Genomic DNA, 18,036 nt, shown 5'->3' with positions numbered 1-18,036 from the left:
ATGAAAGGGCCCGCGGTATTGAAAGTGTTACCAGAAACGTTGTTGGGTCAACCGGCTCCACCAGCTCAGCAATACCCGGTCGACCGATCCGCTGGCCGCCATGCCGATGCGCTCTTGCAGGCTTTTGCGTTCGGCGTAATGCAGGTGGTAGACCTCGGACTTTTTCGCCCGCTCCGCGAGGTATTCGTCGCTGGTCTTGAGTTCGTCCACCAATTGCTTGTCCAGCGCAGCGATGCCAAGCCAGATTTCACCGGTGGCCACGTCGTCGATGGCCAGTTGCGGGCGGTAGCGCGCGACAAAGTTCTTGAACAACTGGTGAGTGATGTCCAGGTCTTCCTGGAACTTCTCGCGGCCCTTCTCGGTATTTTCGCCAAACACTGTGAGGGTGCGCTTGTACTCGCCGGCGGTCAGGACTTCGAAGTCGATGTCGTGCTTTTTCAGCAGGCGATTGACGTTGGGCAACTGCGCGACCACACCGATCGAACCGAGGATCGCGAACGGCGCGCTGATGATCTTCTCGCCGATGCACGCCATCATGTAGCCACCACTGGCCGCCACCTTGTCGATGCACACGGTCAACGGCACACCGGCATCGCGGATGCGCGCCAGTTGCGAAGACGCCAGGCCGTAGCTATGGACCATGCCGCCGCCGCTTTCCAGACGCAGTACCACTTCATCCTTCGGCGTTGCCAGAGTCAGCAGCGCGGTGATCTCGTGGCGCAGGCTCTCGGTAGCGGATGCCTTGATGTCGCCGTCGAAATCCAGCACGAATACCCGTGGCTTGGCTTCGGGTTTCTTCTTTTGCTTTTTCGTCGATTTGGCTTCGGACTTGCGCAGCGCCTTGAGCTGGTCCTTGTCGAACAAGGTTTGCTCCAGGCGTTCACGCAGCCCTTTGTAGAAATCATTGAGCTTGCTGACCTGCAACTGCCCGGCCGACTTGCGCCGACCTTTACTGCGCAACGCCGCGAAACTGGCCAGGACCACCAGAATGGCGATCACCAGCGTCACGGTCTTGGCCAGGAAACTGGCGTACTCGGACAAAAACTCCACAGTGACTCCTTCAATACGATGCACGACTTAAAACACGCGCGGAATGCGCCCAGCATACCCATGCCTCGGCTCGACGGCCAGCCGTGAAACCTTCGGCAACAAGCCTGTAACGGGCCTTTCAAACAAGCGTATGTTTTTTCATTGACAGCTCACCGCCATCCCCATAACCTCGCCAAACCTTCAACGTACCGGGACGACGCGGACGTGGGCAGCATCTATTTGATTCGACATGGCCAGGCCTCCTTTGGTGCAGACGACTATGACGTCCTGTCGCCGACCGGTGTGCGCCAGGCTGAAATCCTCGGCCAGCACCTGGCCGGGCTGGGTCTGAACTTTGATCGCTGCCTGTCCGGCGACCTGCGCCGCCAGCAACACACGGCCAATAGCACCCTGGAACAGTTCACTGCCGTCGGGCTGCCGGTGCCGACCCTGGAAACCGATTCCGCCTTCAATGAGTTCGACGCCGACGCGATAATCCGCGCGCTGCTGCCGGCCATGCTCGAAGACGAGCCCGAAGCCCTGGACATCCTGCGCAACGCCACGCAGAACCGCGCCGAGTTCCAGCGCATCTTCGCCCTGATCATAGAGCGCTGGCTGGCCGGGACTTATGACACGCCGGGTCTCGAAAGCTGGCTGGGCTTTGTCGAACGTGTACAGGCCGGCCTGAACCGCATCCTTGAACAGGCCGACAACCCCCAGAAAATCGCCGTGTTCACCTCCGGCGGCACCATCACTGCCCTGCTCCACCTCATTACTCAAATGCCGGCAAGACAGGCCTTTGAACTCAACTGGCAAATCGTCAACACCTCGCTCCACCAACTGAAATTCCGTGGTCGCGAAGTGGCACTGGCTTCCTTCAACGGTCATGCACACCTGCAACTGATGAAGGCACCGGAACTCATCACGTTTCGCTGAGTCCGGATTATTGTGACCCTGGCTGTAATCACCCAGCTCTTATTACCCAAGAAAGGATCGAACCATGACCTCCGTAGCTGACGCCGTACAAGCAATGAAAGCCAAGTTCAACCCAGCCGCCGCTGCCGGTCTGGACCTGGTATTCGGTTTCCGCATCGACGAAGACAAGAACTTCTCGTTGATCGTCAAAGACAGCACCTGCGAGTTGCAGGAAGGCGTCAACCCTGACGCCCAAGTCACGCTGGTAATGGACGGCGAAACCCTGGAAGGCATCGTTGACGGTTCGACCGACGGCATGCAAGCGTTCATGGGCGGCAAGCTGCGCGCCGAAGGCGACATGATGTTGGCCATGAAACTGTCCGAGCTGTTCCCAAGCTAAGCAGCCGCTCCCGGCCTTCGGGAATACGTCTGGCTTTCAACGAATCCCGCCCCTTGTGGCGGGATTCGTCGTTTTGTGCGGGCGGAAAACGGCTACAAGCGGATTTGCGGTCTATATTCCTTCTGGCCGCCTGCGTCGGACATCGGCTGTTTGCCCCCCAATCCATTGGCGCGGAGCACTGCCATGAGCCCACCTGACGACCACGACGGCTACAACCGCCGACGTGTACTGCAAGGCCTTTCGGCGGGTGCCGTCGGCGCCTGGATCAGCCCGTTATTTGCAGGGAGTAAAACCATGCCCGACGCCCCGGCCGACCTCATTCTGTACAACGGACGCCTGCACACCGTCGATCGCAAGAAACCCCAGGCCAGTGCTGTCGCGATCAAGGACGGACGCTTCGTGGTGGTCGGCAGCGACGCTCAGGCCATGGCACTGCAAGGTCCGGGGACGACGATTGTCGACCTGCACGGGCGCACGGTGATCCCCGGTCTCAACGACTCGCACCTGCACCTGATTCGTGGCGGCCTCAATTACAACCTCGAACTGCGCTGGGAAGGCGTGCCGTCACTGGCCGATGCCTTGCGCATGCTCAAGGAGCAGGCTGATCGCACGCCGAGCCCGCAATGGGTGCGAGTGGTCGGTGGCTGGAACGAATTCCAGTTCGCCGAAAAGCGTCTGCCGACGATTGATGAACTCAACAAGGCCGCGCCGGACACCCCGGTGTTTGTGCTGCATCTCTACGACCGCGCCCTGCTCAACCGCGCCGCGTTGAAAGTGGTCGGTTACACCCGTGACACGCCCAACCCGCCGGGTGGCGAGATTCAGCGCGACAGCAACGGCGATCCGACCGGCATGCTGATCGCCCGCCCCAACGCGATGATTTTGTATTCGACGCTGGCCAAAGGGCCGAAATTGCCGCTGGAGTATCAGGTCAACTCGACCCGACAATTCATGCGCGAACTCAATCGCCTCGGCGTCACCAGTGCCATTGATGCCGGCGGTGGTTATCAGAACTACCCGGACGATTACCAGGTCATCCAGCAACTGGCGAAAGACCAACAGTTGACGGTGCGCATTGCTTACAACCTGTTCACGCAGAAACCCAAGGAAGAATTGAGCGACTTCAAAAACTGGACCAGCACCTCGCACTACGGTCAGGGCGACGACTTTCTGCGGCACAACGGCGCCGGGGAAATGCTGGTGTTCTCGGCGGCGGACTTTGAAGATTTCCTCGAACCGCGCCCCGACCTGCCGCAAACCATGGAGCAGGAACTGGAACCGGTGGTTCGCCATCTGGTTGAACAGCGTTGGCCGTTCCGTTTGCACGCGACCTATAACGAATCCATCGGCCGCATGCTCGACGTGTTCGAGAAGGTCAATCGCGACATTCCATTCAACGGTTTGCCGTGGTTTTTCGACCACGCCGAAACCATCACCCCGCAGAACATCGAACGGGTGAAAGCCCTGGGCGGGGGGATTGCGATTCAGGATCGCATGGCGTTTCAGGGTGAATATTTCGTCGAGCGCTACGGCGCCAAAGCCGCCGAACACACACCGCCCATCGCCCGCATGCTCGCCGAAGGCCTGCCCGTCGGCGCCGGCACCGACGCCACCCGCGTCTCCAGCTACAACCCGTGGACGTCGCTGTACTGGCTGGTCAGCGGCCGCACGGTCGGCGGGCTGGAGTTGTACCCGCAAGGCTTGAGCCGCGACACCGCGCTGGAACTGTTCACCCACGGCAGCGCCTGGTTTTCTTCCGAGCAAGGCAAGAAAGGCCAGATCAAGGTCGGGCAACTGGCGGACCTCATTGCATTGTCGGCGGACTACTTTCACATCGAGGATGAGGCGGTCAAATGGATTGAATCGGTGCTGACCATCGTTGACGGCAAGATCGTGTATGGCACGGCCGAGTTCGAAAAACTCGGGCCGCCGCCGATCCCGGTCGTGCCGGAGTGGTCGCCGGTGACCACCGTGCCCGGTCATTGGAAACACCTGGCGCCGCTGGCGGCGCAGGTTCACCAATGTGTGGGGGCGTGCGCGGTGCATGCACACAGCCACGAGCGGGCGCGACTGTCCTCGGCGCCGGTCAGTGACTTTCAGGGCTTCTGGGGCGCGTTCGGCTGCTCGTGTTTTGCGTTTTGATCAACGACCGCACAGACACCGACATTCCCACAGGGAATTTTGCATGGAGGTGGAATCAGGGTTGCAACAACAGCGCCACCAGCGCGCTCCACCCCGTCTGATGACTGGCCCCCAGGCCGCGTCCGGTTCCCCCATGAAAATACTCATGGAACAACACCAGGTCGCGGCTGGCGGGGTCGGCCTGTAACTGCGGATACGCCGCCATTGACGGCCGATTGCCCTCTTCGTCCCGCAGAAAAAGCTTCGTCAGACGTTGGCTCAGGCTGTCAGCCACCTCCTCAAGTGACGCCAGAAAGCCTGACCCGGTCGGGTATTCCACCGAAAAGTTCTGGTCGTAATACCGGTGAAACTCGCGCAGCGATTCGATCAGCATGTAATTGATCGGCATCCACACCGGTCCGCGCCAGTTCGAGTTGCCGCCGTACAGCCGCGATTCGGACTCGCCCGGCTCGTAACGGGCACACAGTTGGTCGCCGTTGATCAGCAAGCCGAAAGGTTGTTCCGCAAAGGCCTTGGACAACGAACGAATGCCGTACGGGGACAGAAACTCATCCTCGTCGAGCATGCGTTTGAGCAAGTCTTTGGTGCGTTCACCGCGCAACAGCGCCAGCAGCATGCGGTTGCCCTCACCGGGCTCGGTCCAGCGCGACACCAGGCTGGCCAGATCGGGCCGATGGCGCATAAACCCGAGCAATCGATCACGCAAACCCGGCAAGCCTTCGTGCTCGTGCTGCTCCAGCACTTGCACGGCGAACAGCGGCATCAGGCCGACAATCGAGCGCAACCGCAGCGGTTCGTTGACGCCGTCGGGACGGTGCAGCACGTCATAGAAAAACTGATCCTGCTCATCCCACAAACCTTCGGCCTCGGAATCGACCCGGTTGATCGCCCCGGCGATGTAGAGAAAATGTTCGAAGAATTTCACCGCGATGTCGACGTACACGCTGTTGCGCTTGGCCAGTTCCAGCGCGATGCGCATCAGGTCCAGCGCATACGCGGCCACCCACGCCGTGCCGTCGGCCTGATCCAGTTGATAGCCCGTCGGCAACAACGCCGAGCGGTCGAACAGGGCAATGTTGTCCAGCCCCAGAAACCCGCCCTGAAACAGGTTGCGCCCCTCGGCGTCCTTGCGGTTGACCCACCAGGAAAAATTCAGCAGCAGTTTATGGAAGATCCGCTCAAGGAAATCCATGTCGCCGACGCCGGTCAGCGCCTTGTCCTGCTGATACACGCGCCAACTGGCCCACGCATGCACCGGCGGGTTGGCATCGTCGAACCGCCACTCATACGCCGGTAACTGGCCATTGGGATGCATGAAGCGGTCTTTGACCAGCAGCAACAGTTGATGCTTGGCGAACCCCGGATCAATCAACGCGAAAGCTACCGCCTGAAAGCCCAGGTCCCACGAGGCGTACCACGGATATTCCCAGGTGTCGGGCATCGAGACGATGTCGGCGTTCGACAAGTGCCGCCAATGTTTATTGCGGATGTGCAGGCGCTCGGGGGGTGGCGAAGGTTGCGCCGGATCGCCGTCGAGCCACTGATTGACGTCGAAGTAATACAGCTGCTTCGACCAGAGCAAACCGGCCAGCGCCTGGCGCTGAACATTGCGCGCATCCGCGTCGCTGATCCCGGCTTGCAACGCGGCGTAAAAGCCGTCGGCTTCGGCGCGGCGTTGATCGAATACGCTCTTGGCACTGACCGGCGGCGCACCGGCCGGCGCGAAACGCAGGTACACGCTACGGCTTTGCCCTGCCTCGAACACCAGCAGAAAATGCGCCGCCACCCGTGTGCCGGCGTCAGGGCGAACCGCAGCGGTGTCGCCATTGACGATGAAGTCGTTGATGCCGTCCTTGAACGGACCGCTGACCGCCACGCCATCGAGTTTGGGGAAATTGCTTTCGTTATTGCAGAACAGCCAGCGGCAGTCGTCACCGCCCCAGGCACTGGCTTGACGGTCGCTCAGCAGTGGATGCCGGGCCAGCACCTGAGCGCCGTCCAGGGTCAAACCCGGTTTCTGCTCGTCCGCCGCCCAGCTCCAGGTATTGCGGGCCCACAGGTGCGGCAGCACATGCAGACGCGCCGGCAGGTCAGAACGGTTGTGCACGGTGACGCGCATGAAAATGTCGTCTGCGGTGTGCTTGGCGTATTCCACCGACACGTCGAAATAACGCTCATCTTCGAACACGCCGGTGTCGAGAATTTCGTACTCGGCATCGGCCAGACCGCGACGGGCGTTCTGCGCCACCAGGTCGGCGTAGGGAAATTCGGCCTGCGGGTATTTGTAGAGCATGCGCATATAGGCATGACTCGGCACGCCATCGACATAGAAATACAATTCTTTGACGTCTTCGCCGTGATTGCCCTCGGAGTTGTTCAGGCCAAACAGACGTTCCTTGAGAATCGGGTCGCGCTCGTTCCACAAACCCAACCCCAGGCACCAGTGCTGCGCCTTGTCCGAGAACCCCGCCAGCCCGTCTTCACCCCAGCGATAGGCGCGACTGCGCGCATGATCATGCGGGAAGTAACGCCAGGCATCGCCGTCGGCGCTGTAGTCCTCGCGCACCGTGCCCCATTGGCGTTCGCTCAGGTACGGCCCCCATTCGCGCCAGGCGTCGGCATCGCTGCCGGTCAGGCGCTGACCTTCGGTGGTATCGAGGATGCTTGTTACGGGTTTGGCCGTCATGGGTGGGTCCGTTGGGCAAGAGACGGTTGCAGTATAGTGCTTTGCCCGGTTGCATAACTGAACATCCCCTGTAGCCGCCGGTGTATCCGTTTACAATGCCGGCACCTCCCGCGCCGGCTACCCCATGGACATCGATCTCGCTCGCACCTTCCTGGAAATCGTCCGTCACGGCAGCCTCGCTGCCGCCGCCGAAAAACTCCACGTCACCCAGACCGCGATCACCGCACGCGTGCAGAAGCTCGAAAGCCAGTTGGGCAGCACGCTGTTCGTGCGCAACCGCGCCGGTGCGCGCCTGACACCCAACGGCGAAGCGTTTGTGGTGTACGCCAATCAACTGGTCGAAACCTGGAACGCCGCGCGGCGGAACTTGCCGCTGCCCGAGGGTTTCGACGACATGCTGCACATCGGCGGCGAGGTCAGTCTGTGCAATCCGTTGATGCTCAGTTGGGCGGGCGAACTGCGCGAAAAAATCCCGGGGCACGCCCTGCGCATGGAAATCCGTGACGGCGAAAACCTGTTGCGTCAGCTGGAATTGGGCGTTCTGGACGCCGCGCTGGTGTACCAGCCGGAATACTGGCCGCGCCTGCAAGTCGAGCAAGTACTGGAAGAAAAACTGGTCCTGGTCCGTCTGGCCGGTCAGCCTGATCCCTACGTTTACGTCGACTGGGGACCGGAATTCCGCCGTCAACACGATGCCGCCCTGCCTGAAAAAGCCAAGGCTGCACTGAGCTTCAACCTCGGCCCGCTGGCCCTGCAATACATTCTGGAGCACGGCGGCAGCGGCTACTTCCGCACCCGCGTGGTGCAGAGCTATCTGGAAAGCGGCCTGCTGGAAGCGGTGCCCAAAGCCCCGGAATTCAGCTACCCGACCTACCTCGTGTATTCCCGGGATCGTGACTCCGCCACCTTGCAACGGGCCTTCGATTTACTGCGTGAAGTGATCAAAAGCGACGAGGACTGGTCGCAACGCTGGAACCCGTTGGCCTGAGCAGACTGGAACCTGGCGTTTGTGGCGTACAAGTTGGCGCTGCTTTTGCGGCGAGATCGGCTAATCTGCTGGAGCTAACAATAATTAGAGGTGATTGCAGTGAGGCAGACCACCGAAACATTCCGCAGCCGTTATCGAGCCGCTATCCATCCGATCTACAACCCCTGGCTGCACGGCACCTTCGTGCTGCTGTTCGGGGTGTTGGCCATTGCCGGGTTCTGGAGCACAGTGCATGAAGTGCAGCCACTGCAATGGCTCACCGTGCCGCTGACCCTGTTGCTGTTCAACTTCGGCGTGTACCAGGTGCACCGCCACCTCGGGCACCATAAAAAAAGCTATGCACGGATGTTCTACGCACGGCATGCCGGCGACCATCACAGCTTCTTCGCCCCCGGCCACATGACCTACGACAACGCCCGTGACTTTCGGGTCATCCTGTTTCCGGCGTGGTTGATCGTGGTGCACACCGTGGTCATCACCCTGCCGCTCTGGTGGTTGCTGACGCAGCTCAACGCCAATGTCGCCGGGTTGTTTGGCGGCTGTCTGGTACTCGGTTACCTGGCGTATGAGGTGTTTCACGCCTGCGAGCATTTGCCACCCCGGCACCCGGTCTCGCGTCTGCCATGGATCCGCCAGATGCGCCGCCTGCATGAACTGCATCACCGCCGCGAACTGATGCAGGAGCGCAATTTCAACATCGTTTTTCCACTGATGGACTACCTGTTCGGCACGCTGTACTGGGAGCCGGAGCACGACAACCTGACCCCGACGAGAGCGCCCATGACCCGCATGCAGCACCAGATCGTTATCGCTGGCGACCCGATTGCCGTGCTCACCTACGCCAGCACCGTGACGCGCTGGCCGGAGTGGCACCCGTCGTCCCTGAGGATCGACGGCCCGAGCGGCGCACTGCATGCCGGGGCGAGGTTCGAAGAAGACATCCGCGCCGGCGGGCGCGACGGGCATCTGAGCTGGCAAGTCGACGAGTACCTGCCCGGAAGACGCTGGAGCGCCCGTGCGCAAGGCGATCACGGTTTGTCACTGGTGGTCACCTACGAATGCGAGGCCGACGGTGATAACACCCGGTTCGTGCGCACGCTGGAATATCAGTTCAGCGGTTTGGGGATGCGGATTGCCAATCAGTTGCTGCTCAAGCGGCGCATCGACCATGAGTCCGCAGAATCGATGCTGGCCTTGCGCGACAAGGCGCAACAACACCTGACCCCGGCGGGGGTCAATGCGTGAGAAAAACCTTCCGGATCCGCGATTTACTGGTGTTGCTGATCATCCTCGTCGGCGGCTTCCTGTTGCTGTTCCCGACCAAGGTGCGGCCGGTGGCCTGGACGCCGCCGCCAGCGCCGTCCCTCAGCAGCGGCGTATACGCCGACAATCAACGCCTCAAAGGCGTGGAGCGCGTCGGCCCGCCGGACATTGAAGGGCCGGAGGCGTTGCTGCTGGAAGACAACGTGCTGATCACCGGCCTGCACGATGGCCGGGTGATTCGCACCAGCCTCGATGGCAAGGACACCAAAGTCCTCGCCAATACCGGTGGCCGGCCGCTGGGGCTGGCCCGCCATCCCAATGGGTTGCTGGTGATTGCGGACGGGGTCAAGGGTTTGCTGTCGCTCGATGCCCAGGGTCGCCTGATACCGTTGACGACGGCGGCCGGGGGCCTGGCCTTTGGTTTTACCGATGACGTGGCCATCGACAAGTCCGGGCATTACGCCTATTTCAGCGATGCCTCCAGCCGCTGGGGTTACGGCAAGGATGGCGAGGCGATCATCGAGCATGGCGGTGATGGCCGGTTGTTGCGCTACGACTTTCAGACTGGCAAGACCACGGTGTTGCTGGACAAGCTCGAGTTTGCCAATGGGGTGACGCTGGGGCCGGACGACGCCTTTGTGCTGGTCAATGAAACCGGCGCCTATCGCATCAGCCGCTACTGGTTGACCGGGCCGAAAGCCGGGACCCACGACCTGTTTATCGACAACTTGCCGGGCTTGCCGGACAACCTGTCGTTCAACGGTCAGGACCGGTTCTGGGTAGCGCTGTACGCGCCGCGCAATGCGCTGCTGGACGCCACGGCGGCGCATCCGTTCGTGCGCAAGATGATTGTCCGGGCGATGACGGTGCTGCCAAAACCCGTGGAAAAGCGTGCGTTTGTGCTGGGGCTGGACGTTGACGGCAAAGTGATTGCCAATCTGCAGGATGCGAGCAGCGGCAATTACTCGCCGATCACCACAGTGCGCGAGTATGGGGACTGGTTGTATTTCGGGTCGCTGAAGGCCAGACACATGGCGCGGCTGCCGCTCACCACGGCCCTGCAGCCGTAACACTCGTCAGTGTGAGAGAGCGGGCTTGCTCGCGAAAGCGGTTGAGCATTCAACATCGATGTTGAATGCCTGGGCGCTTTCGCGAGCAAGCCCGCTCCCACATTGCTTGGGGCTTACTTGAGGTCTGTGTCGTCTTCTGTTTCTTCCAGCACGCGTTCCGGGTCCAGCTCGGTGCTGTCCTCGTCGGCGTCGGGGTCGGTGGTGATGTGGTTCGGGCTCAAGGGTTCTGGATGAGTCGGGATCGGATCATAGCCGCCCTGCTCTTCGCTGGGAAACGTTGGGTTGGAAAGGCTTGGACCAGACATGAGGCACCTCGCAGGGAGTCGAAAACAGTAGGACTCTGAACGTTCGAGGTGCCGGGTTTTGTCGTCGTTCCAATAATTCAGTCACCGGTCGTCGGCGGCTGGGGGGCGGCGGGTCATACCTGTGTCTGGAGTTGCTGGACGATCTTCTCCTTGACCTGGTAGCGCTTCTCTTTGAGCTTCTTCAATGCGTCGTCGCTTGGCGCGTCGGAGGTTGCCGACTCTGCCTTCACCACTTCGGCATCCGCCTGCGAATACTTGTTGATCAGTGAATCCAGTAATGGATCCTTGGTGCGTCTTTGCTGGATCTCTTCCTTCGTGCAGCTCAAGTCCTGATACAGGTCGTGGGTCACCGGCATGGAACACCTCCGTTTGATGATCGGTAGCCAACGCGGTCATTTGCGCTCGCCAACTATCAGAATGGCCTCGGTTGGCGGGTTCTGTCGACCACCTGTCAGACCAGCGGTGTCCGTTCGTCGTCCTGAGGCAATTGCGATAAAACCTTTGCCCAACCGCCAGCCTCCACTGAATAACGATCAATCGGATCGCGATAAAAACCTGTGTGGAGAATGACCAATGGACGGATTCACCTTGCGCCACCTCGCCCTCGCCGTAGCCTTGAGCGCCAGCATGGGCAGCGCTTTCGCCGCCACTTCCAATGACTTCGTCGACAATGCAGCGGCGGGCGGCATTGCCGAAGTCGAAGCCAGCAAGCTGGCGCTGGAAAAAAGCTCGTCGGCCGATATCAAGACGTTCGCCAACATGATGATCACCGATCACACCAAGGCCAACGATGAGCTGGCCGCCATTGCGAAAAAGCACGACATCAAAGTGCCGGACAGCACCACGCTGGTGAAACAGGCCAAGGAGAAAATCCTCGACATGCGCGATGAGTCGTTTGATGCGGCTTACGCCAACAACCAGGTGAAGGCTCACGAAGAAACCATCGCGCTGTTCAAGAAAGAAGCGGACACCGTGACCGATGACAAGGTGGCGGGCGCGACGGAGCTGAAGGGCTTCGCCCAGAAAATGTTGCCGGCGCTGGAAAAACACCTCGACGCGGCGAAACAGCTGCAGGCGGCGCACCCAAGCAAATAACCCCGTAAACAAGAAGGCCGCATCGATGGATGCGGCCTTTTTTTGTACCCGATTGACTAGCCGCCATCGGTGTCGATGTCAGCGTCGGTTGCTTCGCCGGGTTTGGGCCGGTCGGGATTCGGTTTGAAGCCTGGACTGAACTCGTTGTCGTTATCGGTGTGATGGTTTTTCTGATCAACCTGGCCGTCGGCATCGGCGCTTGGCGAAGCGGTTGACTGGCCTTGCCCGCCCGGCATAGTCTCGCCCGGAACATCAGGATCGATGGCCGGGTCGTTGCGGTTAATCGGCGCACCCGATTGATCCTGGCGTTGTGTGGTTTCGTCTTTCATACGCACCTCGTCTGTTCGGCGAGCCCACACCTGAAAGTGTGGGCCTTGAAGGTTCGAAGCCACGCAAAGTCAGGGGTTCAATCCAATGAGCCAAGCCATAGCTGATCCTTGTCAAAAATCACCGTGAGCGCCAGTGCCTACTAGAGTTAGGAGCAGTGCTGCACGGGAGCAAATAATCCCGTGCGGGCGAACAACTATTTGAATCGGCAAATGTCATTGATTCACGCCGGTCGTTGTTTGGGGAATCGGCGAAGACTTTCCAGGAGCTAAAACACATGGCAGCACTGCAAATCAGCACGCTCGATGCGATGAAAAACAACCAGCCGCAACTGCTGGCGGAATGGATCAAGAGCCAGGAAGCCAATGGCGCCGCCCGCAACCTGAAAGAACAGGATCTGAAGCTACAGACCTCGGAATTTCTGCACCTGTTGATTTCCGGCCTGGAAAACGGCAACGGCCAGAACATCAATACGCCGGGCTGGGATGAGATCCGCCAGTTTCTCGAAAAGCTCTCCCACAGCCGCGCCCTGCTCGGCCAGGACTCCCACCAAACCGCCAGTTTCATTTTCTCGCTGAAAGGCCCGACCTTCGGCCTGCTGCAACGCCACTACGAAGCCAACCCGGCGCTGCTGGCCGAGCAACTCTGGGAAGTCTCCGAGTTGCTGGACGCGCTGGGCATGCACACCATCCGCACGTTCCAGAAATCCCGTGAGTCGGTGATCAAGCGTCAGCAGGAAGAACTGCTGGAACTGTCGACGCCGGTGGTCAAGCTGTGGGACGGCGTACTGGCGTTGCCGATGATCGGCACCCTCGATTCGCAACGCACCCAGGTGGTGATGGAATCGTTGCTGCAACGGATCGTCGACACCGGTTCGGAAATCGCCATTATCGACATCACCGGCGTGCCGACCGTCGACACACTGGTGGCCCAGCACCTGCTGAAAACCGTCACCGCGATTCGCCTGATGGGCGCCGACTGCATCATCAGCGGCGTACGTCCGCAAATCGCCCAGACCATCGTTCACCTGGGCCTCGACCTGCAAGGCGTGGTCACCAAAGCCAATCTGGCCGATGCCCTGAAACTGGCCCTGACTCGTCTGGGAATCACCGTCAGCAAGTCGGTATAAACCGATGGAACGCATTCCAATTCTGAAAATGGGCGACTTTCTGCTGGTGACCATCCAGGTCGACATGCACGATCAGCTCGCCATGACCTTGCAGGACGACCTGTCCGAGCGCATCAACAACACCTCGGCGCGGGGTGTGCTGATCGACATCTCGGCGCTGGACATGGTCGATTCGTTTATCGGGCGGATGATCGGGACGATTTCCGGCCTGTCGAAAATCATGGACGCCGAAACCGTGTTGGTGGGCATGCAGCCCGCCGTGGCGATCACGCTGGTTGAACTCGGGCTGACCTTGCCCGGTGTGAGCACCGCACTGAACGTCGAGCGCGGGATGAAACTGCTTCAGGATCGAGTACGCGAGCAATGACCCTGCGCAGTAGCGGCTCTCAACCGATTCAGATCGAGCAGGACGTGGTGCTGGCCCGGCAGACCGCGCGCAGGCTCGCCACGGAGTGCGGCATGCGCTTGATCGACCTGACCAAACTGGTGACCGCCGTCAGCGAACTGGCGCGCAACACCATGGTGTATGGCGGCGGTGGCGACATGGACTGGCAGATCCTCGACGAGAACTCGCGGGTCGGTTTGCGCCTGGTCTTTCGCGATGAAGGCCCTGGCATCCCCGACATCAAACTGGCCATGACCGATGGCTGGACCTCCGGCAGCGGCCTCGGCCTGGGGCTGACCGGCGCCAAACGGCTGGTGGATGAATTCGAACTGGACACCACGCCCGGTGAAGGCACTCGCATAACGATCACCCGATGGACATGAACATCACAGGTTCGTTGACCCTCGTGCTGACGCTCGAAGACAGCAGCCAGATCGGTCATGCCCGGCGCACCGCGCAGAAGCTCGCTGAAACCCACGGTTTTGACGCCACCGATGCCGGACGCGTGGCGCTGGTAGCCACCGAACTGGCGAGCAACGTGCTCAAGCACGCGTCGAGGGGCGAATTGCACCTGCGGTTGCTGCCCTTCAAAAACGGCAACGGCATCGAGATGATCGCGGTGGATCGCGCGCAAGGGTTTGATTTGCAGGCGTGCCTGGCGGATGGTTTTTCCACCGGCGGTACGCAGGGCATCGGTCTTGGCGCGGTGTCGCGACAGACCGAGGTTTTCGACGTGTACGCTGACGCAAGGGGCGCGGTGCTGCTGGCGCGGTTGTACCCGCGTGCGCACAAAGTCGCTGACTTGCGCTGGGGCGTCAGCCAGCATTCGTTGCACAACGACCCGGCGTGCGGCGATGTCTGGCACCTTGCATTGGACGGGCCGCACCTCAGCGCGCTGGTGATCGACGGCCTGGGCCATGGCGAAGACGCCGAACGCGCCGCCCGCGCCGGTGAAAAAGCCTTCGCCCTCACCCCGTTTGCCTCGCCGGGCCTCTTGATGGAGGACATGCATCAAGCCATGACCGGCACCCGTGGCGGCGCCGCCGCGTTTGCGCAATTCGATGGCCAGCACGCCAGCCTCAAATTCACTGGCATCGGCAACATCGGCGCCAGCCTGATCGCGCCCGACAAGTCCCGGGGCCTGGCGTCGCACCCTGGAATCGTTGGTGGGCAATACCGGAAAGCCCAGCCTTTTGACTATGCTCACGTGAATGGACACTTATTGATCATGTACAGCGATGGCCTGCAGTCTCGTTGGAACCTGCAAGACTACCCCGGCCTGGTGCACCGCCATCCCGCCGTGATAGCCGCCGTCCTGCACCGCGATTTCTGTCGTGGCCGGGATGACGTAACGGTACTGGTTGTTGCCCTGGAGGCCGCCCATGGCTGAATCGCCCACACTTGCGCACGATGAACAGACAGCGCTGATCCAACGCTTGCAGAGCGAGTCCGCCGCCCTGCGTGAAGAACTCGACGAAACCAATCAGGGTGTACTGGCGCTCTACGCCGAGCTGGACAATCAGGCCGAAGAACTGCGCCAGGCATCGGACCTCAAGAGCCGTTTCCTGTCGTACATGAGCCACGAGTTCCGCACGCCCCTGGGTTCGATCCTGAGCATCGCCAGCCTGCTGACCGATGAACTCGACGGGCCGCTGAGCCAGGAACAACACAAGCAAGTGGCCTTCGTCAGCACCGCCGCGCGTGAACTGAGCGACATGGTCGACGACTTGCTCGACCTGGCGAAGATCGAGGCCGGGCGCATCAGCATTTCCCCTGCCTGGTTCGACATGTTCGATTTGTTCGCCGCCCTGCGCGGCATGTTTCGCCCGATTGTCGACGCAACGGCCGTGGACCTGATCTTCGAAGAACCGGTCGGCCTGCCGCGCTTGTACACCGATGACAAGAAGCTCGGGCAGATCCTGCGCAACTTCATTTCCAACTCGCTGAAGTTCACCACGCGCGGCGAAGTGCGGGTTTCGGCCCGGCTCGAAGGCACCAGCCGTGTGCGCTTTGCCGTCAGTGATACCGGAATAGGTATCGCTCCCGAGCTGCATGGCGCATTGTTCGAGGACTTTTCCCAGGTCGACTCGCCGTTGCAGAAACGCCTGCGCGGCACCGGTCTCGGGTTGTCCCTGTGCAAACGCTTCGCCGCACTACTGGGTGGCGAAGTCGGGGTCGAGAGTACGCCCGGGGTCGGTTCGACCTTTTTCGTGATCATCCCGCTGGCCATCGCCATGGAGCCCGCCGATGAAACGTGACATCCGACTGCTGATCGTCGATGACAACGTCGCCACGCGCTACGCACTGCGCCGACGCCTGGAGCCCCACGGCTACGTCGTGCTGGAAGCCGGGACCGGTGGCGACGGCCTGGCGCTGATCGACAGCGAAGCCATCGACGCGCTGATCCTGGACGTCAATCTGCCGGACATGAGCGGCTTCGACATCGTGCGCAAACTGCGCTCCGAGCCCGCCACCGCCCTGCTGCCAGTGATTCACGTGTCCGCCGCGTCGATCCAGACCGGCGACATCATCACCGGCCTCGACGCTGGCGCGGATGCTTATCTGATCCACCCCGTTGATCCGGACGTGCTGCTCGCGACCCTGCGCACCCTGCTGCGGGTGCGTGAAACCGAAAACGCCCTGCGTGAAAGCGAGGCGCGTTTTCGCGAGATTTTCGTCAACGTGTCGGCGCCGATTGCGGTGCTGGACGCGCAATTCAGGGTCCACGAATGCAACCACGCATTCGCCCGGCTGATTCAGGACAACCTGGACCCCGATATCCTGCGCGAATGCTTCGCCGAGGAGCAGGACGCCGTGCTCGACGAACTGCGCCTGCGGCTCGCGGCCGGAGAGCGCTGGAAAGGCATTTTGAACATGCGGGTCGAAGGCGAGCTGCGGGAGACCGAATGGCAGATTTCGCCCTATCGCACCCCGGAATTGAGCCTGGTATTCGTCGAGGACGTCACCGAACACCGCCACCGCGAACGCTCGCACCTGGCGCGGCTCGACGACGCGACGTCGCAACTGGAACGTGAAATCGCCGAGCGCGTGCGCACCGAAGCGCAGTTGCTGCAAGTGCAGAAAATGGACGCATTGGGCAAACTCACCGGCGGCATCGCCCATGACTTCAACAACCTGCTGACCGGCATCATCACCAGCCTGGAACTAATCCAGAAACGGGTCGCCGATGCGCGCACCGACAAGGTGCTGTTTTACACCGACGCGGCATTGAACTCGGCGATGAGCGCCGCCGCGCTGACGCATCGTCTGCTCGCCTTTGCCCGGCAGCAACCGCTCGACACGCGGCCCGTGGACATCAACGAGCACATCCGCTCCCTCGAAGAATTGCTGGTGCGCACCATCGGCGAACACATCGCGCTGAAACTCGAACTGACCTCCAAAGCGGCCATTGCGCTGGTCGACCCGATCCAGCTGGAAAGTGCCGTGCTCAATCTGGTGATCAACGCGCGCGATGCGTTGCCTCAAGGCGGCAACATTTGGGTCAGCACCTACGCGGCGTATTCCCACGGCGACGTGAAACTGGCGGACGGCGCGTATGTCGCGCTGGCAGTGCGCGACGATGGCACGGGCATCGAACACAACGTGATCGACAAAGTCTTCGACCCGTTTTTCACCACCAAACCCCTCGGCCAGGGCACCGGCCTGGGGTTGTCGAGCATTTACGGGTTCGCCCGCCAATCGGGCGGCGACGCGCACATTCGCAGCGTCGCCCGACGGGGCACCGAGGTGACGATCATGCTGCCCGCCAGCACGGACCCGACCACGGCAGACGTCGTGCCGGAGACCGTGGACCATCAAGGTTCGGGCGAGCACGTGCTGATTGTCGAGGACATGCCTTCGGTGCGCATGTTCGTCACCGAAGTGCTGGCGGACGCCGGTTATCGCTGCACGCAAGTTGGCGATATCGAAAGCGCTCTGGAACGGCTGCAAAACGATCCGTCGATTGATCTGATGCTGACCGACGTCGGGTTGCCGCGCATGAACGGCCGCGAACTGGCGGACGTGGCGCGTGGCTGGCGTGAAGGCTTGCCGATCCTGTTCATGACCGGTTACGCGGAAAACGCGATCAACCGGCAGGTGTTTCTCGGCAAAGGCATGGAGATGCTGATCAAACCGTTCCAGATCAGTGAACTGCTGGACAAAGTCAGGCGCACCCTCGGTTACGCCTGAGGTAAACCCGGCAGGCACCGTGGGCAGGCTTGGCACTCTGGCGAAGGCGGTGTGGCAGGTGCCCTTGTACTGATTGACCCACCGCCTTCGCGAGCAAGCCCGCTCCCACAG

Annotated in this window: 18 protein-coding genes; 13 read left to right on the top strand and 5 right to left on the bottom strand. The window is 61.1% G+C overall.

The window, feature by feature from the left end:
• Positions 1–27: 27 nt before the first annotated feature.
• Positions 28–1,050 carry a protease SohB gene (sohB, locus tag ACQKP4_RS00765; protein ID WP_427629469.1) on the bottom strand — a complete coding sequence of 341 codons (1,023 nt, stop codon included), beginning with the start codon at positions 1,048–1,050 and terminating at the stop codon, positions 28–30.
• Positions 1,051–1,254: 204 nt separating this feature from the next.
• On the opposite strand from sohB, the gene ACQKP4_RS00760 reads away from it, so the two are divergent.
• The 3 genes from ACQKP4_RS00760 to ACQKP4_RS00750 all read left to right on the top strand — a co-directional run bounded on the left by ACQKP4_RS00760 (position 1,255) and on the right by ACQKP4_RS00750 (position 4,486).
• Positions 1,255–1,965, top strand: a complete 711-nt coding sequence (locus ACQKP4_RS00760; protein WP_427629467.1) for a histidine phosphatase family protein — start codon at positions 1,255–1,257, stop codon at positions 1,963–1,965.
• A gap of 64 nt (positions 1,966–2,029) precedes the next feature.
• Positions 2,030–2,344 carry an SCP2 sterol-binding domain-containing protein gene (locus tag ACQKP4_RS00755; RefSeq protein ID WP_427629465.1) on the top strand — a complete coding sequence of 105 codons (315 nt, stop codon included), beginning with the start codon at positions 2,030–2,032 and terminating at the stop codon, positions 2,342–2,344.
• A 294-nt stretch (positions 2,345–2,638) separates the two neighbouring features.
• Positions 2,639–4,486: an amidohydrolase gene (locus ACQKP4_RS00750; protein WP_427629496.1), complete on the top strand. Its 1,848-nt coding sequence runs from the start codon at positions 2,639–2,641 to the stop codon at positions 4,484–4,486.
• 55 nt (positions 4,487–4,541) lie between these two features.
• On the opposite strand, the gene ACQKP4_RS00745 is transcribed toward ACQKP4_RS00750, so the two are convergent.
• Positions 4,542–7,172 carry an MGH1-like glycoside hydrolase domain-containing protein gene (locus tag ACQKP4_RS00745; RefSeq protein WP_427629463.1) on the bottom strand — a complete coding sequence of 877 codons (2,631 nt, stop codon included), beginning with the start codon at positions 7,170–7,172 and terminating at the stop codon, positions 4,542–4,544.
• 124 nt (positions 7,173–7,296) lie between these two features.
• Here ACQKP4_RS00745 and ACQKP4_RS00740 point away from each other — a divergent pair, with 124 nt between their 5' ends.
• From ACQKP4_RS00740 to ACQKP4_RS00730, 3 genes are all read left to right on the top strand, one after another.
• The gene (locus tag ACQKP4_RS00740) at positions 7,297–8,160 is read left to right on the top strand and encodes a LysR family transcriptional regulator (RefSeq protein WP_427629461.1); all 864 of its coding nucleotides are present in this window, start codon (positions 7,297–7,299) and stop codon (positions 8,158–8,160) included.
• A gap of 99 nt (positions 8,161–8,259) precedes the next feature.
• A complete protein-coding gene (locus ACQKP4_RS00735; RefSeq protein ID WP_427629459.1) occupies positions 8,260–9,405 on the top strand; it encodes an SRPBCC family protein in 1,146 nt (381 codons plus the stop codon).
• A complete protein-coding gene (locus tag ACQKP4_RS00730; RefSeq protein ID WP_427629457.1) occupies positions 9,402–10,493 on the top strand; it encodes an SMP-30/gluconolactonase/LRE family protein in 1,092 nt (363 codons plus the stop codon). Before ACQKP4_RS00735 ends, ACQKP4_RS00730 begins: the two co-directional genes overlap by 4 nt.
• A 113-nt stretch (positions 10,494–10,606) precedes the next feature.
• On the opposite strand, the gene ACQKP4_RS00725 is transcribed toward ACQKP4_RS00730, so the two are convergent.
• Together ACQKP4_RS00725 and ACQKP4_RS00720 are read right to left on the bottom strand one after the other, a co-directional pair.
• Entirely contained in the window at positions 10,607–10,798 is a 192-nt protein-coding gene (locus tag ACQKP4_RS00725; RefSeq protein ID WP_427629455.1) for a hypothetical protein, read from the bottom strand.
• A 113-nt stretch (positions 10,799–10,911) separates the two neighbouring features.
• Positions 10,912–11,154: a hypothetical protein gene (locus ACQKP4_RS00720; RefSeq protein WP_427629453.1), complete on the bottom strand. Its 243-nt coding sequence runs from the start codon at positions 11,152–11,154 to the stop codon at positions 10,912–10,914.
• Positions 11,155–11,371: 217 nt separating this feature from the next.
• Between ACQKP4_RS00720 and ACQKP4_RS00715 the strand changes: the two genes are divergently transcribed.
• Positions 11,372–11,893 carry a DUF4142 domain-containing protein gene (locus ACQKP4_RS00715; RefSeq protein WP_427629451.1) on the top strand — a complete coding sequence of 174 codons (522 nt, stop codon included), beginning with the start codon at positions 11,372–11,374 and terminating at the stop codon, positions 11,891–11,893.
• 56 nt (positions 11,894–11,949) lie between these two features.
• Here ACQKP4_RS00715 and ACQKP4_RS00710 read toward each other — a convergent pair whose 3' ends face one another.
• Positions 11,950–12,222, bottom strand: a complete 273-nt coding sequence (locus ACQKP4_RS00710; protein ID WP_427629449.1) for a hypothetical protein — start codon at positions 12,220–12,222, stop codon at positions 11,950–11,952.
• A gap of 275 nt (positions 12,223–12,497) precedes the next feature.
• Between ACQKP4_RS00710 and ACQKP4_RS00705 the strand changes: the two genes are divergently transcribed.
• From ACQKP4_RS00705 to ACQKP4_RS00680, 6 genes are read left to right on the top strand one after another with little or no spacing between them, the layout of a single operon-like run.
• Positions 12,498–13,349: an STAS domain-containing protein gene (locus ACQKP4_RS00705; protein WP_427629448.1), complete on the top strand. Its 852-nt coding sequence runs from the start codon at positions 12,498–12,500 to the stop codon at positions 13,347–13,349.
• A 4-nt stretch (positions 13,350–13,353) separates the two neighbouring features.
• Complete coding sequence (locus ACQKP4_RS00700) at positions 13,354–13,716, top strand: STAS domain-containing protein (protein WP_427629446.1); 363 nt, start codon at positions 13,354–13,356, stop codon at positions 13,714–13,716.
• Positions 13,713–14,117, top strand: a complete 405-nt coding sequence (locus ACQKP4_RS00695; RefSeq protein WP_427629444.1) for an anti-sigma regulatory factor — start codon at positions 13,713–13,715, stop codon at positions 14,115–14,117. Before ACQKP4_RS00700 ends, ACQKP4_RS00695 begins: the two co-directional genes overlap by 4 nt.
• Complete coding sequence (locus ACQKP4_RS00690) at positions 14,114–15,124, top strand: ATP-binding protein (protein WP_427629495.1); 1,011 nt, start codon at positions 14,114–14,116, stop codon at positions 15,122–15,124. Before ACQKP4_RS00695 ends, ACQKP4_RS00690 begins: the two co-directional genes overlap by 4 nt.
• Complete coding sequence (locus ACQKP4_RS00685; RefSeq protein WP_427629442.1) at positions 15,117–15,992, top strand: sensor histidine kinase; 876 nt, start codon at positions 15,117–15,119, stop codon at positions 15,990–15,992. Before ACQKP4_RS00690 ends, ACQKP4_RS00685 begins: the two co-directional genes overlap by 8 nt.
• Positions 15,982–17,925 carry a response regulator gene (locus tag ACQKP4_RS00680; protein ID WP_427629440.1) on the top strand — a complete coding sequence of 648 codons (1,944 nt, stop codon included), beginning with the start codon at positions 15,982–15,984 and terminating at the stop codon, positions 17,923–17,925. Before ACQKP4_RS00685 ends, ACQKP4_RS00680 begins: the two co-directional genes overlap by 11 nt.
• The last annotated feature ends 111 nt before the right edge of the window (positions 17,926–18,036 follow it).

The sequence above is a fragment of the Pseudomonas sp. NPDC086278 genome (assembly GCF_050280905.1).
In the GTDB taxonomy this organism is placed as follows: domain Bacteria; phylum Pseudomonadota; class Gammaproteobacteria; order Pseudomonadales; family Pseudomonadaceae; genus Aquipseudomonas.
This window is presented reverse-complemented; position numbering and strand designations above follow the sequence as displayed.